The 18,231-nt window shown below is 67.6% G+C and carries 16 protein-coding genes and 1 tRNA gene; 4 read left to right on the top strand and 13 right to left on the bottom strand.

Going from position 1 to position 18,231, the window contains the following annotated elements:
* From AC5WJ1_RS06080 to AC5WJ1_RS06140, 13 genes are all read right to left on the bottom strand, one after another.
* On the bottom strand, positions 1 to 897 hold the full coding sequence (locus AC5WJ1_RS06080; protein ID WP_029047685.1) for an ABC transporter permease: 897 nt from the start codon (positions 895 to 897) through the stop codon (positions 1 to 3).
* 168 nt (positions 898 to 1,065) lie between these two features.
* Complete coding sequence (locus AC5WJ1_RS06085; RefSeq protein ID WP_135705010.1) at positions 1,066 to 2,043, bottom strand: ABC transporter substrate-binding protein; 978 nt, start codon at positions 2,041 to 2,043, stop codon at positions 1,066 to 1,068.
* A 403-nt stretch (positions 2,044 to 2,446) separates the two neighbouring features.
* Entirely contained in the window at positions 2,447 to 3,481 is a 1,035-nt protein-coding gene (locus AC5WJ1_RS06090) for a quinone-dependent dihydroorotate dehydrogenase (protein ID WP_133096918.1), read from the bottom strand.
* An 81-nt stretch (positions 3,482 to 3,562) separates the two neighbouring features.
* Positions 3,563 to 4,357: an arginyltransferase gene (locus AC5WJ1_RS06095; protein ID WP_133096815.1), complete on the bottom strand. Its 795-nt coding sequence runs from the start codon at positions 4,355 to 4,357 to the stop codon at positions 3,563 to 3,565.
* 67 nt (positions 4,358 to 4,424) lie between these two features.
* Complete coding sequence (gene aat / locus AC5WJ1_RS06100; protein ID WP_133096816.1) at positions 4,425 to 5,177, bottom strand: leucyl/phenylalanyl-tRNA--protein transferase; 753 nt, start codon at positions 5,175 to 5,177, stop codon at positions 4,425 to 4,427.
* Between the two features lie 37 nt (positions 5,178 to 5,214).
* Positions 5,215 to 5,799, bottom strand: a complete 585-nt coding sequence (locus AC5WJ1_RS06105; protein ID WP_135705011.1) for an NUDIX hydrolase — start codon at positions 5,797 to 5,799, stop codon at positions 5,215 to 5,217.
* 249 nt (positions 5,800 to 6,048) lie between these two features.
* Positions 6,049 to 6,125 (bottom strand) — tRNA-Met (locus AC5WJ1_RS06110).
* A 122-nt stretch (positions 6,126 to 6,247) separates the two neighbouring features.
* Entirely contained in the window at positions 6,248 to 7,000 is a 753-nt protein-coding gene (locus AC5WJ1_RS06115; RefSeq protein WP_133096818.1) for an RES family NAD+ phosphorylase, read from the bottom strand.
* The gene (locus AC5WJ1_RS06120; protein ID WP_063238628.1) at positions 6,960 to 7,349 is read right to left on the bottom strand and encodes an MbcA/ParS/Xre antitoxin family protein; all 390 of its coding nucleotides are present in this window, start codon (positions 7,347 to 7,349) and stop codon (positions 6,960 to 6,962) included. The genes AC5WJ1_RS06115 and AC5WJ1_RS06120 overlap by 41 nt, the downstream gene beginning before the upstream one ends.
* 123 nt (positions 7,350 to 7,472) lie before the next feature.
* Entirely contained in the window at positions 7,473 to 8,711 is a 1,239-nt protein-coding gene (boxA, locus tag AC5WJ1_RS06125; protein WP_135705012.1) for a benzoyl-CoA 2,3-epoxidase subunit BoxA, read from the bottom strand.
* A gap of 51 nt (positions 8,712 to 8,762) precedes the next feature.
* On the bottom strand, positions 8,763 to 10,187 hold the full coding sequence (gene boxB / locus AC5WJ1_RS06130; protein WP_135705013.1) for a benzoyl-CoA 2,3-epoxidase subunit BoxB: 1,425 nt from the start codon (positions 10,185 to 10,187) through the stop codon (positions 8,763 to 8,765).
* 42 nt (positions 10,188 to 10,229) lie between these two features.
* Positions 10,230 to 11,909 (bottom strand): 2,3-epoxybenzoyl-CoA dihydrolase, encoded by a 1,680-nt coding sequence (gene boxC, locus AC5WJ1_RS06135; RefSeq protein ID WP_494476415.1) that lies wholly within the window; start codon positions 11,907 to 11,909, stop codon positions 10,230 to 10,232.
* A 128-nt stretch (positions 11,910 to 12,037) separates the two neighbouring features.
* Positions 12,038 to 13,000, bottom strand: a complete 963-nt coding sequence (locus AC5WJ1_RS06140; protein WP_135706244.1) for a helix-turn-helix transcriptional regulator — start codon at positions 12,998 to 13,000, stop codon at positions 12,038 to 12,040.
* Between the two features lie 305 nt (positions 13,001 to 13,305).
* Between AC5WJ1_RS06140 and AC5WJ1_RS06145 the strand changes: the two genes are divergently transcribed.
* The 4 genes from AC5WJ1_RS06145 to AC5WJ1_RS06160 all read left to right on the top strand — a co-directional run bounded on the left by AC5WJ1_RS06145 (position 13,306) and on the right by AC5WJ1_RS06160 (position 18,231).
* Complete coding sequence (locus AC5WJ1_RS06145) at positions 13,306 to 14,943, top strand: benzoate-CoA ligase family protein (protein ID WP_494476416.1); 1,638 nt, start codon at positions 13,306 to 13,308, stop codon at positions 14,941 to 14,943.
* A gap of 25 nt (positions 14,944 to 14,968) precedes the next feature.
* Positions 14,969 to 15,784 (top strand): alpha/beta fold hydrolase, encoded by an 816-nt coding sequence (locus AC5WJ1_RS06150; RefSeq protein WP_195429524.1) that lies wholly within the window; start codon positions 14,969 to 14,971, stop codon positions 15,782 to 15,784.
* Positions 15,785 to 15,905: 121 nt separating this feature from the next.
* Complete coding sequence (locus AC5WJ1_RS06155) at positions 15,906 to 17,108, top strand: ABC transporter substrate-binding protein (RefSeq protein WP_195429522.1); 1,203 nt, start codon at positions 15,906 to 15,908, stop codon at positions 17,106 to 17,108.
* 256 nt (positions 17,109 to 17,364) lie between these two features.
* On the top strand, positions 17,365 to 18,231 hold the full coding sequence (locus tag AC5WJ1_RS06160) for a branched-chain amino acid ABC transporter permease (RefSeq protein WP_063238635.1): 867 nt from the start codon (positions 17,365 to 17,367) through the stop codon (positions 18,229 to 18,231).

Here is an 18,231-nt window from a genome sequence, read left to right on the forward strand (position 1 = left end):
TCAGGCACCTCCGTTCTTGCGGGCAAACAGCTTCTTGCGCGTGGCCGGCAGCACCAGCGCGATCGTCACCAGCGCGGCGGTGACGAGGTTCAGGTCCTGCGCCTTCAGGCCGATGAAGTCGCTGTTCAGCGCCAGCGCGATGAAGAAGCGGTACAGGATGGCGCCGAGCACCACGGCCAGCGTGGTCCAGATCAGGCGGCGCGCCGGCAGCACGGTTTCGCCGATGATCACCGCGGCCAGGCCGATCACGATGGTGCCGATGCCCATCGAGATATCCGAGCCGCCCTGGGTCTGCGCGAACAGCGCGCCGGCCAGTGCCACCAGCGCATTGGACAGCGCCATGCCGGCCAGCGTGGCGCGGCCGGTGGGAATGCCCTGCGCGCGGGCCATGCGCGGGTTGGCGCCGGTGGCGCGCATCGCCAGGCCCAGTTGCGAGCTGAAGAACCAGTCCAGGCCGAGCTTTGCGATCACCACCACGATGAACAGTACCAGCGGGCGCAGCACGTAGTCAGGCATCCATTCCGGCTGCAGGATGGTGAACAGGGTCGGCTCGGTGATCAGCGGCACGTTGGGGCGGCCCATGATGCGCAGGTTGACCGAGTACAGCGCGATCATCATCAGGATACTGGCGAGCAGGTCCATGATCTTGAGACGCACGTTGAGCCAGCCGGTGATCCAGCCAGCCAGCGCGCCGGCTGCGATCGCGACCACGGTCGCCAGGAACGGGTCCTGGCCGGCGGCGATCAGCGTCGCGGCAACGGCGCCGCCCAGCGGAAAGCTGCCGTCAACGGTCAGGTCGGGGAAGTTGAGGATGCGGAAGGAAATCAGCACCCCGAGCGCGACCAGGCTGAAGATCAGGCCGATCTCCAGGGCGCCCAGAAGGGAAAAAAGGGACATGGGGGAATCCTGTTGCGGGGGCCGGCGGCTACCCTGGCGCCGGTTTGGAGCGGGGCGGCACGGCGGCCCGTGTGGAGCCGCCCGCCGCCTCGCCCGGTCTGCGCCTGCCGCGCCGGGTAGGCGCGGCAGGGCACCGCCGTATTGCGACGGCGGCGGGCAGTGACGTGCTTACTTGATGACCGTCTTGGCTTCCTTGATCAGCTCCGGCGACAGCGTGGCGCCTTGCTTGGCGGCGGCGCCCGTGTTCACGAACAGCTCCAGGTTGTCGCTGGTCTGCGAAGCGATCGCGCCCGGCTTCTCGCCCTTCAGGATGCGCACCACGACCTTGCCGGTCTGGTGGCCCAGGTCGCCGTAGTTGATGCCCAGCGCGGCCACCGCGCCACGCTTGACGCTGTCGGTATCGGCCGCCACCAGCGGGATCTTCGATTCGTTGGCGACCTTGACCAGCGACTCATACGCCGACACCACGTTGTTGTCGGTGTTGGTGTAGATCACGTCGACCTTGCCGATCAGGCTCTTGGCGGCCGGCCCGATGTCCACGGTGCGCGGCGCGGCGGCTTCCTTCAGCGTCAGGCCTTCCTTGGCCAGCAGCTCCTTCAGTTCCTTGACCACCACCACCGAGTTGGCCTCGCCCGGGTTGTAGACCATGCCCACGTTCCGGGCCTTCGGCACCACGCGCTTGATCAGGGCGACCTGCTTGTCCAGCGGCAGCTTGTCCGACACGCCGGTCACGTTGGTGCCCGAAGCGGCCCAGCTCTTGACCAGCTGCGCGGCGACCGGATCGGTCACGCCCGAGTACACCACCGGCACCGTCTTGGTCGCGGCGACCACGGCCTGGGCCGACGGGGTGGCGATGGCAACGATGGCGTTCGGGTTGTCGCCGACGAACTTGCGGGCGATCTGCGCGGCGGTGCCGGTGTTGCCCTGGGCGCTCTGGTATTCCCACTTCAGGCTCTTGTCGGCGTCATAGCCGGCCGCCTTCAGTTCGGCGCGCACGCCGTCGCGGATCGCGTCCAGCGCGGGGTGGTCGACGATCGACAGCACCTTGACGGTCTGGGCCTGCACGGCGCCGCCGTACAGCAAGGCCAGCGCCACGGCGCCGCCCAGGATCGACTTGGTTGCTGCGAGACCCTTGATGGACTTCATTATCTGTTCTCCCCCGAATGCTCGGTTCTGGATGGATGCGGCCGCGGATGGTTCGGTCCGCTGTCCTGGCGCTCGCCCGTGCACTGGCGGACGGTGCCGGTCCGGGGCGTGCGCGGCGGCTTCCTGCGGCGAGAGGGAGCGTGCGCGGGCGCGTCGGATGCGACAGCGATAAGCCTGCGAGGATACCACTTCTCGCGCACGAAATGCGTAGTCATCATGCCAAAGCGCGGCATCCGATGCTGTCAGACGCCCGCTATCGGCCATTCAGGCGCATATTATTGCGCGGGATTCGTGATTTCCTTGTGGATTACCCCGATTGCGGCGATCCCATCTTCATGCAATTGCGCATCCCGGGCGTCGAGGTTTTCCTCGAGCCGGGCCCCGGCAGGGGGATGGAGAAGGCTTAGCGACGCAAGGCCGCGGCGCAGTCGCGCACCAGCGCCGGGCCGCGGTAGATCAGCCCGCTGTAGACCTGCACCAGCTTCGCGCCGGCGTCGATCTTGGCGCGCGCATCGGCGCCGCTGAAGATGCCGCCCACGCCGATGATCGGCACCGCATCGCCGACCACGGCGTGCAGCGCGCGCACCACGCGCGTGGAGGCCTCGAACACCGGGCGCCCCGACAGGCCGCCGGCTTCCTCGGCATGCGGCAGCCCCTTGACCGCCTCGCGCGAAATGGTGGTGTTGGTGGCGATCACGCCGTCGATCTTGTGCCGCACCAGCGCGTCGCCGATATTGCCGATCTGGTCGGCGTCGAGGTCCGGGGCGATCTTCAGCGCCAGCGGCACGTAGCGCTTGTGCTGGTCGGCCAGGCGCTGCTGCGCGTCCTTCAGCGTCGACAGCAGGCTGTCCAGCTCGCTGGCGCCCTGCAGCTGGCGCAGGTTCTTGGTGTTGGGCGACGAGATATTGACCGTCACATAGCTGGCGTGCGGGTAGACCCGCTCCAGGCAGTACAGGTAGTCGTCATTGGCGCGCTCGATCGGCGTATCGGCGTTCTTGCCGATATTCAGCCCCAGCACGCCGCCCTCGGCCTTCCAGCGCGACGCCTTGACGTTGGCGACAAAGGCATCGACGCCGCCGTTGTTGAAGCCCATGCGGTTGATCAGCGCATCCGCCTGCGGCAGGCGGAACATGCGCGGGCGCGGGTTGCCCGGCTGCGCGCGCGGCGTGACCGTGCCCACCTCGATAAAGCCGAAGCCGAACGCGGCCAGCCCGTCGATATACGCGCCGTCCTTGTCCAGCCCGGCGGCCAGCCCGACCGGGTTGGGGAAGCGCACGCCCATCACGGTGCGCGGATCGTCGGCGATCTTGTTGCCGATGCAGCCGCCCAGGCCCATGCGGTGGGCGCGCAGCAGGTTGTTCAGCGTGAAATGGTGGGCGTCCTCGGCATCCATCGAGAACAGGGCGGGGCGAAACAGGGGGTAGAGCGCGTTGAGCACGGGGCAGCCGGCCGGCGGGGCCGTCACAGAGTGAATTCCAGCCCGGCATTGTAGCGGCTGGGCCGCTTGCCCGGTGGCGGGCTACTCCTTCGCGGGAGGCGTGTCGGGGGCGTCTGGGGCCGCGGCGGCGTCCTTTTCCTCGAAGGCGTGCCAGTGGTTGCCGGTCAGCACCTGCAGCGGCTGGAAGCGTGCCTTGTACGCCATCTTGCGGCTGTCGGCGATCCAGTAGCCCAGGTACAGGTGCGGCAGGCCGAGCGCGTGGGTCTGCTGGATCTGCCACAGGATGTTGAAGGTGCCGTAGCTGGCGTTGCGCTCGAGCGGGTCGTAGAAGGTGTAGACCGACGACAGCCCGTCGTCGAGCACGTCGATCATGCTGACCATGCGCAGGCGGCCTGCCTCGGGCGATCCCGGAGGTTCGCGGAACTCGACCAGGCGCGAATTGACACGGCTTTGCAGCAGGAACTGCTCGTACTGGTCGCGGCTGTCCTGGTCCATGCCGCCGCCGGCGTGGCGCATCGACTGGTACAGCAGGTACAGCGAATAGTGCTCTTCGACGTAGGTCAGCGGCGCCACCAGCGCCTGCAGGTGCTCATGCCGGCGCCAGGCGCGGCGCTGCGAGCGGTCGGGCGTGAACTGGTCGACCAGCACCCGGCACGGCGTGCAGGCATGGCAATCGTCGCAATATGGCCGGTAGGTGAAGATGCCGCTGCGCCGGAAACCTGCGCGCACCAGGCGCGAATAGACGTCGGCGTTGATCAGGTGCGCGGGCGTGGCGACCTGCGAGCGCGCCATGCGGCCTTCCAGGTAGCTGCAAGCGTAGGGCGCCGTAGCGTAGAACTGCAGCGCAGAGAGCGGTAGTTCCTTCAGCTTGCTCATGACTCTGGGGGCTCCGGGCGGGACGATGCGGGCGGACGTTTGGCGGGGGCGGCGTCCTTCCCGGGATTCAACCGGCTGGCGCGGCTGGCGTTCCGGCCCAGCACTCCAGCACCGACTTGTCGAACCGCCACGGGTGGATCGCGGGCTGCAGCGCCGCCGCGCGCACATGTGCCACGAACTGCGCGCGGGGGATCGGGCTGGCGCCCAGCGAGGCCAGGTGGTCGGTCTCCTGCTGGCAGTCTATCATCGCCACGCCGTGGTTGCCGAGGAAGGCGCACAGCGCCGCCAGCGCGATCTTGGAGGCGTCGGTGCGGTGCGCGAACATCGACTCGCCGAAGAACATCCGTCCCAGCGCCACGCCGTACAAGCCGCCGACACGCTCGCCGCGGAACCAGGTCTCGACCGAATGCGCCAGGCCGTTGCGGTGCAGCGTGCCATAGGCGGCGATGATGTCGCCGGTGATCCAGGTGCCGTCCTGCCCGTCGCGCGGCGTGGTGGCGCAGGCGCGCATCACCGCCGCGAAATCGTCGTCGACGCGGATTTCCCAGTCCGCGTCGCGCAGCACGCGGCGCAGCGTCTTGCGCAGCGTCACCGACACGCGCAATGCCTGCGGCGCCAGCACCATGCGGGGGTCGGTGCTCCACCACAGCACCGGCTGGCCACTCGAATACCACGGAAAGATGCCTTGCCGGTACGCCAGCAGCAGGCGCTGGGGCGACAGGTCGCGGCTAGCCGCCAGCAAGCCGGGCGCGTCGGAATCGGGCCCGAGCGCCTCCTCCACCGGAGGAAACGGGTCGTGCGGCTCCAGCCAGGCGATCATGAGGGCCGTGCCGGGTGTTGCGCGCGCCGGCCGGCGCTCAGGGCGTGACCGTGGCCCGGCTGGTCAGCGGGCGCATGGGCTTGTCGATATCCAGGCTATGCAGCCGGAAGCTGCCGTCCTGCAGCCGGCCGGCGGCGCGGTCGGCGAAGAAGCAGCGCAGCGTGTGGATCACGGTCGGGAACGCCAGTTCGTCCCACGGCACGTCGGCCTCTTCCACCAGCTTGACCTCCAGGCTTTCCTCGCCCGGCGCGATGTCCAGGTCGTCCAGCGTGGCCAGGTAGAACAGGTGGACCTGGTGCACATGCGGCACATTGAGGATCGAGAACAGCTCGCCCACCTGCACGCGCGCGCCGGCTTCTTCCAGCGTCTCGCGCGCGGCGGCCTGCGCGGTGGTCTCGCCGATTTCCATGAAGCCGGCGGGCAGGGTCCAGGAGCCATAGCGCGGCTCGATCGCGCGCTTGCAGATCAGGATCTTGTCTTCCCAGACCGGAATCGTTCCCACGACATTGCGCGGGTTGACGTAGTGGATGGTGCCGCAGCTGTCGCAGACACTGCGCGGGCGGTTGTCGCCGTCAGGCACACGCAACACGACCGCATGGCCACAGTTCGAGCAGAATTTCATGAGGGGCGTCCGGGAGGAATGGCGAAAGTGTATCACCCTCGCGGAGGGCGCCGCGGCGGGTCAGCAGGGCAGCACGGTGAGGTCGGTTGCATGCCGCACCGATGATGCTGCCGGCGTGTGTGCTGAGGCTGCGCAAAACGGCGCGGCCAAAACAAAAAACCCGCCAGTGGCGGGTTTGTCTGTCGAGCGGACCGAATGGGACCGAATCGGATCGGATGACTTGCAGTGTCCAACCGCATCATCAGCGGTTGGTTGCGGGGGCAGGATTTGAACCTGCGACCTTCGGGTTATGAGCCCGACGAGCTGCCAGACTGCTCCACCCCGCGTCCGTCGAAGAAAAGATTATAGGGCACCTGGTTGCGCATTGCAACACCTGACTGGAAGTATCGCCAAGCGCCGCGAAAACCCGCGTGCCACAACGATTAGATCGCCGCGAGCGCGAACAGGTTCAGCCCTCGCCCGGACTATCGCTTGTGCGCTGCCACAGCGTGGCGGCGAACTCGAAGCTGTCGCGCTGCTGCAGGTCGTCGCGCTGCCAGATCACGCGGTCGGGGCGCACGGTCAGCATCCAGGTGGTGGTTGCCAGTGGCTGCGGGTGGGCGAAAGCGCGCGGCGTCAGCACGGCGCCGCACAGGCCGTGATGCGGGTCGCGTACCGAGGTGTAGCGGATCATGCCGAGGCCGGCTTCGCGCACGACGCGGCCGAAGGCCTGGCAGGGTTCGTGCCGGTCGGGATCGGTCCAGGCATCGCGATCGCGGTCGAAGGGCGGGGCGTCGAGCGCCACGCCGTCGGTGGCGATGCGCACTTCGAACAGCGTCTGCGCGCGCGCGTCGATGCCCGGCAGCGCCGGACTGTCGTTAAGGAAGCGCCAGCGCCAGTAGCCCAGCTCCGCGCAGGCCGTGCGGATCTCCGCGGCGCCGTAAAACACGCCGGGATCCTGCGCGGCACGGAAGCGCGAACCCCAGGGAGACGGCGGGTAGCGAAAGGGGGTGAACAGCAGATAGTGCAGGTGGCGTGCCTCGACCGGTACCGCAGGTTTGCCGGCATCGAGCACGGCTTCCAGCACGGCCTGTTCTTCGAGGCTGTCGACCAGCGGCATGGTGGAGACAACGTGCTGGGCTTCCACCGCCCGCCACAACGTGAGCGCGAACTGCCGGCGCTCAGATGCGACCGCGGGTGGCGTCCAGGTAGTGAACGACACGGACCAGACCTTCCGTTGTGCGGATCATTTCGATGGGCTTGCCGCCCAGTGCCAGGTTTTCATGCGTCAGCCACAGCCGCGCCTGGTCGCCATGGCCGAGGATTGCGTCCAGCGAGCGGAACAGGCGTACAAAGAGCACGCCGAATTCCCACTCCTTGCGGTGCGCGTCGAGTACATAGCCGCCGGATGCCATGCGCGATACCGAAGCCGTGCTGATCCCCAGCACGCTTGCCACCACCGCCTGGCTGATGCCAAGGAAGCCGGCGGCACGCATTACCGCCTTGGTCAGCGTGGTGCCGGGGTCGGGGCCGCCGGCGGGGTCTGTTTCCGGGATCCGCCTGGATTGCATCGCCTTGCTCCTGTTTCTTCAGAAAGATTATAGGCGAACGATTTCAGAAGGGAAGTGTTTGGGGCAAAAAGGTCCGGCCCGCCGGATGCTGGCGGGCCGGTTCCGGTTAGACAGGCGTGCCGGCTAATAGGTCTCGATATGCAGCCGGCCCTCGGCTTTCATGATGGCTTCCAGTTCCGCCCAGCTGCGGCCGGCGCCGGCACAGACCGCGTTGAAGGCGGCCAGCACGCCTTCCTCCATCCCTTTCAGTCCGCAGATGTAGACATGGCCGTTCGGGTCCGCCAGCAGGGTCGCCACGGCATCGGCCGCCTCGCGGATGGCGTCCTGCACATAGCGGCGCGGTGTATCGGGATCGCGCGAAAAGGCGAAGTGGATGTCGAGGAAATCCCTGGGCAGTTTGAGCAGCGGGCCGAAGTAGGGCAGTTCGTTGGCATTGCGGGCGCCGAAGAACAGCATCCGGCGCCCGCTGAAGTGCGCCAGGTTGCGGCGCATGCGCTCGGTCATGGCGCGCATGGGTGCGGAGCCCGTGCCGGTGCAGATCATCATCACGCTGGCTTCGGCGTGGTTGGGCATCAGGAAGGTGGTGCCGAACGGACCCACCACCTGCACGGTGTCGCCCTTGGCCAGGTCGCACAGGTAGCTGGATGCCACGCCGCGCACCGGCCGGCCGTCATGGTCCTGGTCGACCCGCTTTACCGTCAGCGCGAGGTTGTTGTAGCCGGGGCGCTCGCCGTCGCGCGGGCTGGCCACCGAGTACATGCGGATGTAGTGCGGCTTGCCCGCGGCGTCGGTGCCCGGCGGCACGATGCCGATCGACTGGCCTTCGAGGATCGGGAAGAAATGGGTGCCGAAGTCCAGCACGATATGGTGGATATCGCTGGAGGCGTCGTCGGCGGTGAGCCGGTAGTTGCCGGCCACCGTCGCGGCGACCGGCGCCCGCACGCCGTGCAGGTTCACATACGGGTGCGCCGCCGACCATGGCGCGCGCTGCGAGGTGTGGCGGCTGGCTTCGACCGCCTGGATGCTCACGTCAGGCGCCGCCGTAGCGGGCGCCGCGGCCGCGGTGTTTTCGATCGCAGTGTCCAGCTCCGGCAACGGCACCTCGGCCGGCAGTTCGTCCCACAACAGCTGCGCCTCGATGGTATAGGCGTCGCCGCGCGGCATGGTGCGCCAGTTGTCGATGGCGCCGGTCGGGCACGGCGACAGGCAGGCATTGCAGCCGTTGCAGACCTCGGCCTTGACCACGTAATTGCGGTCGTCGTGGGTGATGGCGTCGATCGGGCAGGTGTCCTCGCAGGTATTGCAGCGGATGCAGATTTCCGGGTCGATCAGGTGCTGCTTGATGATGTCGGGGGCGCCCATTGCTCTTATCTCTGGTTAGTCCGGTATCTCCTTGCCGGCTTCTTGCCTGGTTCAGTTGAAACGCACGTACTCGAAATCCATCGGCTGGCGATTGATACCCACCGCCGGCGGCGCGATCCAGTTGGCGTACTTGCCGGGCTCGACCACGCGGCCCATCAGGCTGGCGACAAAGGCGCGGTCCTCGTCCGTGGCGAGCCACTTGCGTTCGTTGGCCTTCCACTCGGCCTCTGAGATCAGTTCTCCCTGCGGCGACACATGCACGTTGGCCAGCGTGCCGATCTTGCGGTTGAAGGCCTTGTGCGGCACGGTCAGGCGGAAGGAGATGCCGGCTTTCTCGATCACCTTGTTCCAGCGCGCCACGCCGCCCATGCTGTCCTTGATGTAGTCGTCGCGCAGCACTTCATTGAGAGCATTGAGCATCGGCACCTCGCGCTCGCCCAGGCGGCCGTCGCGCACTTCCAGCACACGGTAGACATCGCCCTTGAGTACATGGTCGTCGGCGCGCTTGCCTTCCTCGAAGCGGCCCTTCAGGCCGGCGCTGTAGAAGGTGGCAGCGTTAGACGACTGGTCCGCGCCAAACAGGTCGATGGTCACGCTGTAGTGGAAGTTCAGGTAGCGCTGGATCGTCTCCAGGTCGATCACGCCGGCGGCGCGCACCTGTTCCGGATCTTCGATGCCGCGCTCGCGCATGACCTCGCAGGTGCGCTGGATCACGCGCGATACGCCCGATTCGCCGACGAACATGTGGTGCGCTTCCTCGGTCAGCATGAAGCGCGTGGTGCGCGCGAGCGGATCGAAGCCCGACTCGGCCAGCGCACACAGCTGGAACTTGCCGTCGCGGTCGGTGAAGTAGGTGAACATGAAGAACGACAGCCAGTCCGGCGTGCGCTCGTTGAAGGCGCCGAGGATGCGCGGGTTGTCCTGGTCGCCGGAGCGGCGCTCCAGCAGCGCCTCGGCTTCCTCGCGGCCGTCGCGGCCGAAGTAGCGGTGCAGCAGGTAGACCATGGCCCACAGGTGGCGGCCTTCTTCCACGTTCACCTGGAACAGGTTGCGCAGGTCGTACAGGCTGGGCGCGGTCAGGCCCAGGTGCCGTTGCTGCTCGACCGATGCCGGCTCGGTGTCGCCCTGCGTGACGATGATGCGGCGCAGGTTGGCGCGGTGCTCGCCGGGCACATCGTGCCACGCGGCTTCGCCCTTGTGTTCGCCGAAATGGATCCTGCGCTCCGGGTCGGCCGGCTGCAGGAAGATGCCCCAGCGGTAGTCGGGCATCTTGACGTGCTCGAAATGCGCCCAGCCCGACGGGTCCACCGACACCGCGGTGCGCAGGTACACGTCGAAGTTGTGCGAGCCATCGGGCCCCATGTCGCGCCACCAGTCGAGGAAGGCGGGCTGCCAGTGCTCGAGCGCGCGTTGCAGCGCGCGGTCGTCTGACAGGTTGACGTTGTTGGGGATCTTCTGGCTGTAGTCGATGCTCACGGTGTCTCCTCGTTGTCCTTGCGCGGGGCAGGGGGCAGGGCGCTACACCCGGTCCCAGTCGAAGCGCGCCTTGTTGCCGGTGCCGAACACCTTCAGCGCGCCGTTCTCGCCGACGGCGTTGGGCCGCTGGAAGATCCAGTTCTGCCACGCGGTCAGCCGGCCGAAGATGCGCGTTGCCATGTTCTCGGCGCCGCCGAAGCGCAGGTTCGCTTCCATGCCGGTGAGTGCGTCCGGCGACAGGCTGGCGCGCTCTTCCAGCGCGATGCGGATTTCGTCTTCCCAGTCGATATCGTCCGGCGCGGCGGTGATCAGGCCGAGCGAGTCGGCGCTGAGCGCGTCGAGCGGGGCGCCGACGTGTTCGCGCACCGCGGCCAGCGCGGTCTCGTCGCCATAGAAGCGCGCGGCCAGCCGGTCTTGCCCGTTCGGCATCGGGTAGCGGCCGAAGTTGACTGGCGAAACAAAGATGCGCGGCGCGTCGTCGGGCGCGTCGGGCAGGTGCAGCATGTAGCTGCGGTCAGCCGCCAGCGCCAGTTCCAGCAGCGTGCCGGCGAAGCACGAATCCTGCTCGATCAGCGCGATCAGGCTGCGCGACGACACGTCCAGCCGCGCCAGCGTGCGGCGCAGCATGCCGATGGTCTCGCGCACGAACCAGTGGCCGGCATTGGCTTCCAGCAGCGCATCGGCGGCCAGTACCTGCGCCGGGTCGCCATCGGTTTTCAGCACCCAGATGCCGATGCCGAGGTGGTTGGTGCGCAGCGTCAGGATGGCATCGTCGAGCTCGCGCGCCATCTTCAGTGGCCACCATTGCGCGCCGGCGGCGACCACGCCGGCCAGATCGGCGGGCTGGTGCTTGTCGGGGCCGAATATGGTGAGCGTGGCCTTGCGTGCCGCGGGATCGATATGCACGCGCACGGTCTCGTAGCGGTAGCCGTCGGGCTCGACCGTGCGCGACAGCGGCGTCAGCGTGATGCCGTGGTGGCCCTGCGGGCGGTCGCTGGCGGCGGCCAGTGCCGCGGCGCGCTCGGCGACGTACTCGGCGAAGCGGGCCGGCTTGACCACTTCATCGACCAGCTTCCAGTCCTTTGCGCGCTGGCCGCGCACGCCCTCGGTGGTGGTGCAGAAGATGTCGGCATGGTCGCGCCGGACCTTGCGCTTGTCGGTCACCCGGGTCAGGCCCCCGGTGCCGGGCAGCACGCCCAGCAATGGCACTTCGGGCAGGCTGACCGCGGAAGAGCGGTCGTCGACCAGCACGATCTCGTCGCAGGCCAGCGCCAGCTCGTAGCCGCCGCCGGCGGTGGTGCCGTTGCAGGCGGCAATGAATTTCAGCCCGGAATGCTCGCTGGCATCCTCGATGGCGTTGCGGGTCTCGTTGGTGAACTTGCAGAAGTTGACCTTCCACGCGTGCGACGACTGGCCCAGCATGAAGATATTGGCGCCGGAGCAGAAGATGCGCTCGCGCGCGCTGGTCAGCACCACGGTGCGCACTTCGGGATGCTCGAAGCGGATGCGCTGCAGCGCGTCATGCAGTTCGATGTCGACGCCGAGGTCGTACGAATTCAGCTTAAGCGCGTAGCCGGGCCACAGGCCGGCTTCCTCGTCGACGTCCATCGCCAGCGTGGCGACTGGGCCGTTGAAGCTGAGCTTCCAGTGGCGGTACTGGTCGGGATGGCGCTCGAACGTGACGGAAACGGGGGCTTCGGGGGCGGGTGCCGGCGCGGACATGGCTGTCTCCTTGATGCACTATAGTGCCTTGCGGCTTTTGATGAAATATAGTGCAGAGGAGGGCGCGGCGCAATGCCTGATTGCCCCGCGCGCGCAACGCGTGCGGGGTGAGAGCGGGTAAAGCGAGGTCAGGCGCCCGCGGCCTGCAGTTGTGCGCGCAGCTGTTGCAGCGAGGTCGCGGCATCCAGGCCGCTGGTGTCGATCGAGATATCGGCGCGGGCGTACAGCGGCGTGCGCGCCTGCAGGATGCGGCGCAGGTCGGCCATGGCCTCGCGGTTGCCTTCCATCGGGCGCATGTCGCCCTGGGCCACCACGCGCGCCATGTGCTCTTCCGGCGAGGTGCGCACCCAGATGGTGTAGCAGTGCGCCAGCAGCAGGTTGAAGGTGCCCGGCTCCGACACCAGGCTGCCCGGCGTGGCCAGCACCATGCGCTCGTTCTCGCGCAGCGTGCGTTCCAGCGCACGCATCTCGTAGCGGCGGTAGGCGGCCTGGCCATACAGCGAATGGATTTCGGACAGGCTGGCGCCGGCTTCCTGCTCGATCACGGTGTTCAGTTCGACGAAGGGCACGTCGCGCGCGGCCGCCAGCGCGCGGCCCAGCGTGGACTTGCCGGCGCCGCGCAGGCCGATCAGCGCGATGCGGCGGTGGCGCGCGTCACCGGATTCTTCAGGCGCCAGCGCATGGCGGCAGGCTTCACGCACGCGCGCGAGGTCCGCGGCCGGCAGTTGCGCCAGCCATTGCACCATCTGCGCGAACTCCGTCGCCTGCTGGCCGTTCAAGCCGTTCGGGCCGTCCACCTCGGCCAGCACCACCGGCAGCGGCACGTCGAGCGCGCCGGCCACCTGGCGCAGCAGCAGCACCGAGGCATTGCCGGTGCCGGTTTCGAGGTTGGCGAGGTAGCGCTCGGACACGCCGGCGCCGCGCGCCAGGTCTTTGCGCGACATGCCGCGCGAGGCGCGCAGCGAGCGGATGCGGTCGCCCAGTTGGGTCAGGTAAGGGTCGCGCTCGGCATTGGCGGCCGGCGCGGACGCTTCGCGCGCGGGGCGGGCGTCGGGGTCGGTGGCAGGCAGCGGGGCTGGGTCGCGGCGCATGGTGTCGAAGGTCATGTTGGCCGGGCGGCGCCTGGGCCGCCTGGCAAAAAGCAAGGGCGCATTATACGAGCAGGGTTGCCGCGCCCTGTGGTGCTTCGGGCTCCCGCCCGGCGGCTCCCCGCAAGGCGCTGTCTTATAGTGCATCCCCTTGCTTGCATAATAGTTGATATGAAATAAAATGCATCGCAAAGCGGATGCCGGCACGCAAGTGATCCGGACATCGAGATAACAGCGACTGGCCTGGCGCCTGGCGCGTAGCTACCGGTCCAGGCAGCGCGCGGCATGCGACACCAAGGAGTGGAGACATGACGCCCCCGAATACCGCCGCCATTGCCCGCACTGCAGCGCCGGACGGCACCGTCGCGGTGCTGCCGACGCGCTACAACGCCGCCGAAGACCTGCTTTCGCGCAACCTCGAAGCAGGGCGGGGCGACAAGGTCGCCTATGTCGACGACGCCACTTCGCTGACCTACGCCGCGCTCGATGCCCGCGCCCGCCGCTTTGGCGGCGCGCTGCGCGATGCGGGATTCCGGCAGGAAGAGCGGCTGCTGCTGTGCGCGCTCGATACTGTCGACTTCCCCACGGTGTTTCTCGGCTGCCTGCTGGCCGGGGTGGTGCCGGTGGCGGTCAACACGCTGCTGACCGCGGACGACTATGCGTACATGCTCGCGCACAGCGGCGCCCGCGCAGTGGTGGTATCGACGCCGCTGTTGCCGGTGATGCAGGCAGCGATCGACAAGAGCGGCCTGTCGCCGATGGTGATCCAGGCCGCCCCGCATGGCGATGCGGCGCCGGCATGCAGCGTGGGCGCGATGCTGGCGCGCACCCGCTCGCCGGCGCCGGTCGCGCGCACCGGCCCCGATGACATGGCGTTCTGGCTCTATTCGTCGGGCTCGACCGGCCGCCCCAAGGGCACGGTGCATACCCACGGCAACCTGTTCTACACCGCCGATCTCTATGCCCGCCAGGTGCTCGGCATTCGCGAGGACGACGTCGTGTTCTCGGCCGCCAAGCTGTTCTTCGCCTACGGGCTGGGCAATGCGCTGACCTTCCCGATGTCGGTTGGCGCGACCACCGTGCTGATGGCCGAACGGCCCACGCCGACGGCGGTGTTCCGGCGACTGCGGGAGCAGCGGCCAACAGTGTTTTTCGGCGTGCCGACATTGTTCGCCGGCATGCTCGCCGCGCCCGACCTGCCCGTGCGCAGCGACGTGGCCCTGCGCGTGTGCACCTCCGCCGGCGAGGCATTGCCGCGCGATATCGGCGAGCGTTTCCTGGCGCATTTCGGCTGCGACATCCTGGATGGCATCGGCTCCACGGAGATGCTGCATATCTTCCTGTCGAACCGGCCCGGCGAGGTGCGCTACGGCACCACGGGCATGGCCGTCCCGGGCTACGAACTGAAGCTGCTGGACGAGCGCGGCGAACCGTGCGCGCCCGGCGAGATCGGCGACCTCTACATCAAGGGACCGAGCGCGGCGCTGATGTACTGGTGCAATCGCGACAAGACCCGCGACACCTTTGTCGGCGAATGGACGCGCAGCGGCGACAAGTACCTGCGCGATGCCGACGGCTACTACACCTATGCAGGGCGCAGCGACGACATGCTCAAGGTCGGCGGCATCTACGTCTCGCCGTTCGAGGTCGAAGCCGCGCTGGCGCTGCACCCGGCCGTGCTCGAAGCCGCGGTGATCGGCGTGGCCGATGCCGACGAGCTGGTCAAGCCCAAGGCCTTCGTCGTGCTGCGGCCGGGCCAGCAATGGCAGGACGGCATGGCCGCGGAGCTGCAGGCGTTCATCAAGGCGCGCCTCGCGCCCTACAAGTACCCGCGCCAGATCGAATGCGTGCCGGAACTGCCCAAGACCGCCACCGGCAAGATCCAGCGTTTCCGGCTGCGCCAGCGCGAGGAAGCCGCGCGCCAGTCCCAGACAACTCCTTCCTGAAGCGATGCCAGACGACAAGATGCCGATGCCCACCAGCCTGGTGGAAATCCCGTTCGACGAACGCCGTATCCAGATCGAATACCAGTGGCTGCGCCCCGAGCGCACGCAGCGTCCGCTGGTGGTCTTCCTGCACGAAGGCCTGGGCTCGGTCAGCATGTGGCGCGATTTCCCGCGCGATTTCTGCGAGGCCGGCGACTATCGCGGGCTGGTGTTCTCACGCTACGGCTACGGCCGTTCCACGCCGCGCCCGCATGCCGAGAAATGGCGCCCCGATTTCATGCACCGCCAGGCGCGCGAGGCGTTGCCGGCATTGTTCGACGCGCTCGATATCGGGCCCGGCCGCAAGCATGGCGTGCCCTGGCTGATGGGGCACAGCGATGGCGCTTCCATCGCGCTGATCTATGCCGCCAGCTTCCCGCAGGCGCTGGACGGCATCACCGTGCTCGCGCCGCATATCGTGGTGGAAGACCTGTCAGTAAGCAGCATCGCCGCCACGCGCCAGGTCTATCTCGACACCGACCTGCGCCAGCGGCTGGGGCGCCATCATGACGACGTCGAATCCGCCTTCTGGGGCTGGAACGATATCTGGCTCGACCCGGATTTCCGCCAGTGGGACCTGCGTCCGCTGCTGTCGGGGCTGACGGGCCCGGTGCTGGCGGTGCAGGGCGAAGACGACGAGTACGGCACCATGGCGCAGATCGAGGGTATCCATCGATATGCCCCACAAACCACGTTGCTTAAACTCGCGCGATGCGGGCATTCGCCACACCGCGACCAGCCTGAGGCGTTGACGCAGGCCGCGGTTCGGCATATAAACACACATACTTCATACCTAAAATAATTGGGCTTCCCGCCCGCTCCGCAGGGTCCGCGGCGCAGCATGCGCCGTCGCAGGCCACGGCAGCGGCAGGGGGACCGGCAACGGTCCGGTAAGCCGCCGGCTTGACCACCAGGAGACATTGATGCGTCGCTTCACACCGCGCGGGCTCGCGCCTGCCTGCCTTGCCGCCGCCACCGTGTTTGCCATGGCCGGCGCCTCGGCCCAGCCCGCCCCGCCAGCCCAGCCCGCACCGGGCGGCAAGATCAGGGTCGGCTTCATGCTGCCGTACACCGGCACGTACGCGGCGCTCGGCACCGCCATCGAGAACGGCTTCCGCATGTATGTGCAGCAGCAGGGCGGCAAGCTCGGCGGCCGCGAGATCGAGTACTTCAAGGTCGACGATGAATCCGACCCCGCCAAGGCCCCGGAAAACGCCACCAAGCTGGTCAAGCGCGACCAGGTCGACGTGGTGGTCGGCACGGTGCATTCGGGCGTGCAGATGGGCATCGTCAAGGTCGCCAAGGAAAACAACACGCTGCTGATCATCCCCAACGCCGGCGTCGATGAAGCCACCGGTCCGCTGTGCGGCCCGAACATCTTCCGCACTTCATTCTCGAACTGGCAGCCGGGCTATGCGATGGGCCAGGTGCTGGCCGAGCGCGGGCTCAAGAAGGTGGTGACGCTGACGTGGAAATACGCCGCCGGCGAGCAGTCGGTCAAGGGCTTCAAGGAGGCCTTCGAGGCCAAGGGCGGCAAGGTGGTGAAGGAGCTGAGCCTGCCCTTCCCCAACGTCGAATTCCAGGCGCTGATCACCGAGGTGGCTTCGCTCAAGCCGGATGCCGTGTTCGTGTTCTTTGCCGGCGGCGGCGCGGTCAAGTTCGTCAAGGACTGGGCCGCGGCGGGGCTGAAGGACAAGATCCCGCTGTACGGCTCGGGCTTCCTGACCGACGGCACGCTGGAAGCGCAGGGCAACGCCGCGCAGGGGCTGGAAACGACGCTGCACTACGCGGACGGCCTGAGCAATGCGCGCGACAAGAACTTCCGGCTGGACTACGCCAAGACCTTCAAGCTGCAGCCCGACGTCTACGCGGTGCAGGGGTATGACGCGGCACAGCTGCTCGCGGCCGGTGCCAGTGCGGTCAAGGGCGACATGACGCGCAAGGCGGACCTGTACAAGGCCATGGGCTCGGCCAAGATCGACAGCCCGCGCGGTGCCTTTACGCTGTCGAAGGCGCACAACCCGGTGCAGGATTTCTACCTGCGCAAGGTGGACGGGCGCGAGAACAAGGTCAGCTCGGTGGCGGTGAAGGCGCTGGCGGATCCGGCGCGTGGGTGCAGGCTGTAAGCGCTTCAATACCCGCGTGTTTGCTCCCCTCTCCCGCCTGCGGGAGAGGGGCAGGGGGTGAGGGCATGCGGGTCAAAGGCTGACGCCCATCGATTCAAGACCGAAGGCTCCGCTTGATCTGGTACCTGGCTAAACCACCCTTCACCCCACCCCTCTCCCCATGCGGGGAGAGGGAGAACACCTTGCTCAGGCAAGTTCGGGCGGCTTTGGCGCACCCAAAACCGTCTTCCCTGTCGTAGTCTGCAGAAGTGCCCGCATGGACATCGTCTCCTTCCTCATCCAGTGCCTGAACAGCGTGCAGTACGGCCTGCTGCTGTTCCTGGTCGCCAGCGGCCTGACGCTCATCTTCGGCATCATGGGCGTGATCAACCTGGCGCACGGCAGCTTCTATATGCTGGGCGCATACCTTGCCTTCACGCTCGCCGGGCTGACCGGCAACCTGTTTATCGCGATCCCGCTCGGCATCGTGCTGGCGGTGGTGTTCGGCTACGTGCTGGAGTGGGCCTTCTTCAGCTACCTGTACGAGCGCGACCACCTGCAGCAGGTGCTGATGACCTACGGCCTGATCCTGGTGTTCGAAGAGCTGCGCAGCATCCTGGTCGGCGACGATGTGCACGGCGTGCAGGTGCCGGCGCTGCTCGACGGCGCGCTGCCGATCGGCAACGACATGACGTACCCGGTGTACCGGCTCTTTATCTCCGCGGTGTGCCTGGCGGTGGCCGCGGCCATGTACTACGTGATCCGGCGCACGCGGCTGGGCATGATGATCCGCGCGGGCGCGACCAACCGCGAGATGGTGCAGTCGCTCGGCATCAACATCACCGTGCTGTACCGCTTCGTGTTCGCGCTGGGCGTGGCGCTGGCGGTGCTGGCGGGGATGATCTCGGCGCCGGTGTCGTCGGTGTATCCGGGCATGGGCGGGCAGGTGCTGATCGTGTGCTTCGTGGTGGTGGTGATCGGCGGTATCGGCTCGGTCAAGGGCGCGCTGGTGGCCTCGCTGCTGCTGGGCTTCGTCGATACCTTTGGCAAGGTGTTCTGGCAGGAGGCGGCCGGCGTGCTGATCTACCTGCTGATGGCGGTGATCCTGCTGTGGAAGCCGCAGGGGCTGTTCAAGGCGGGCTGA

This window comes from Cupriavidus sp. MEYA8, from assembly GCF_059278825.1.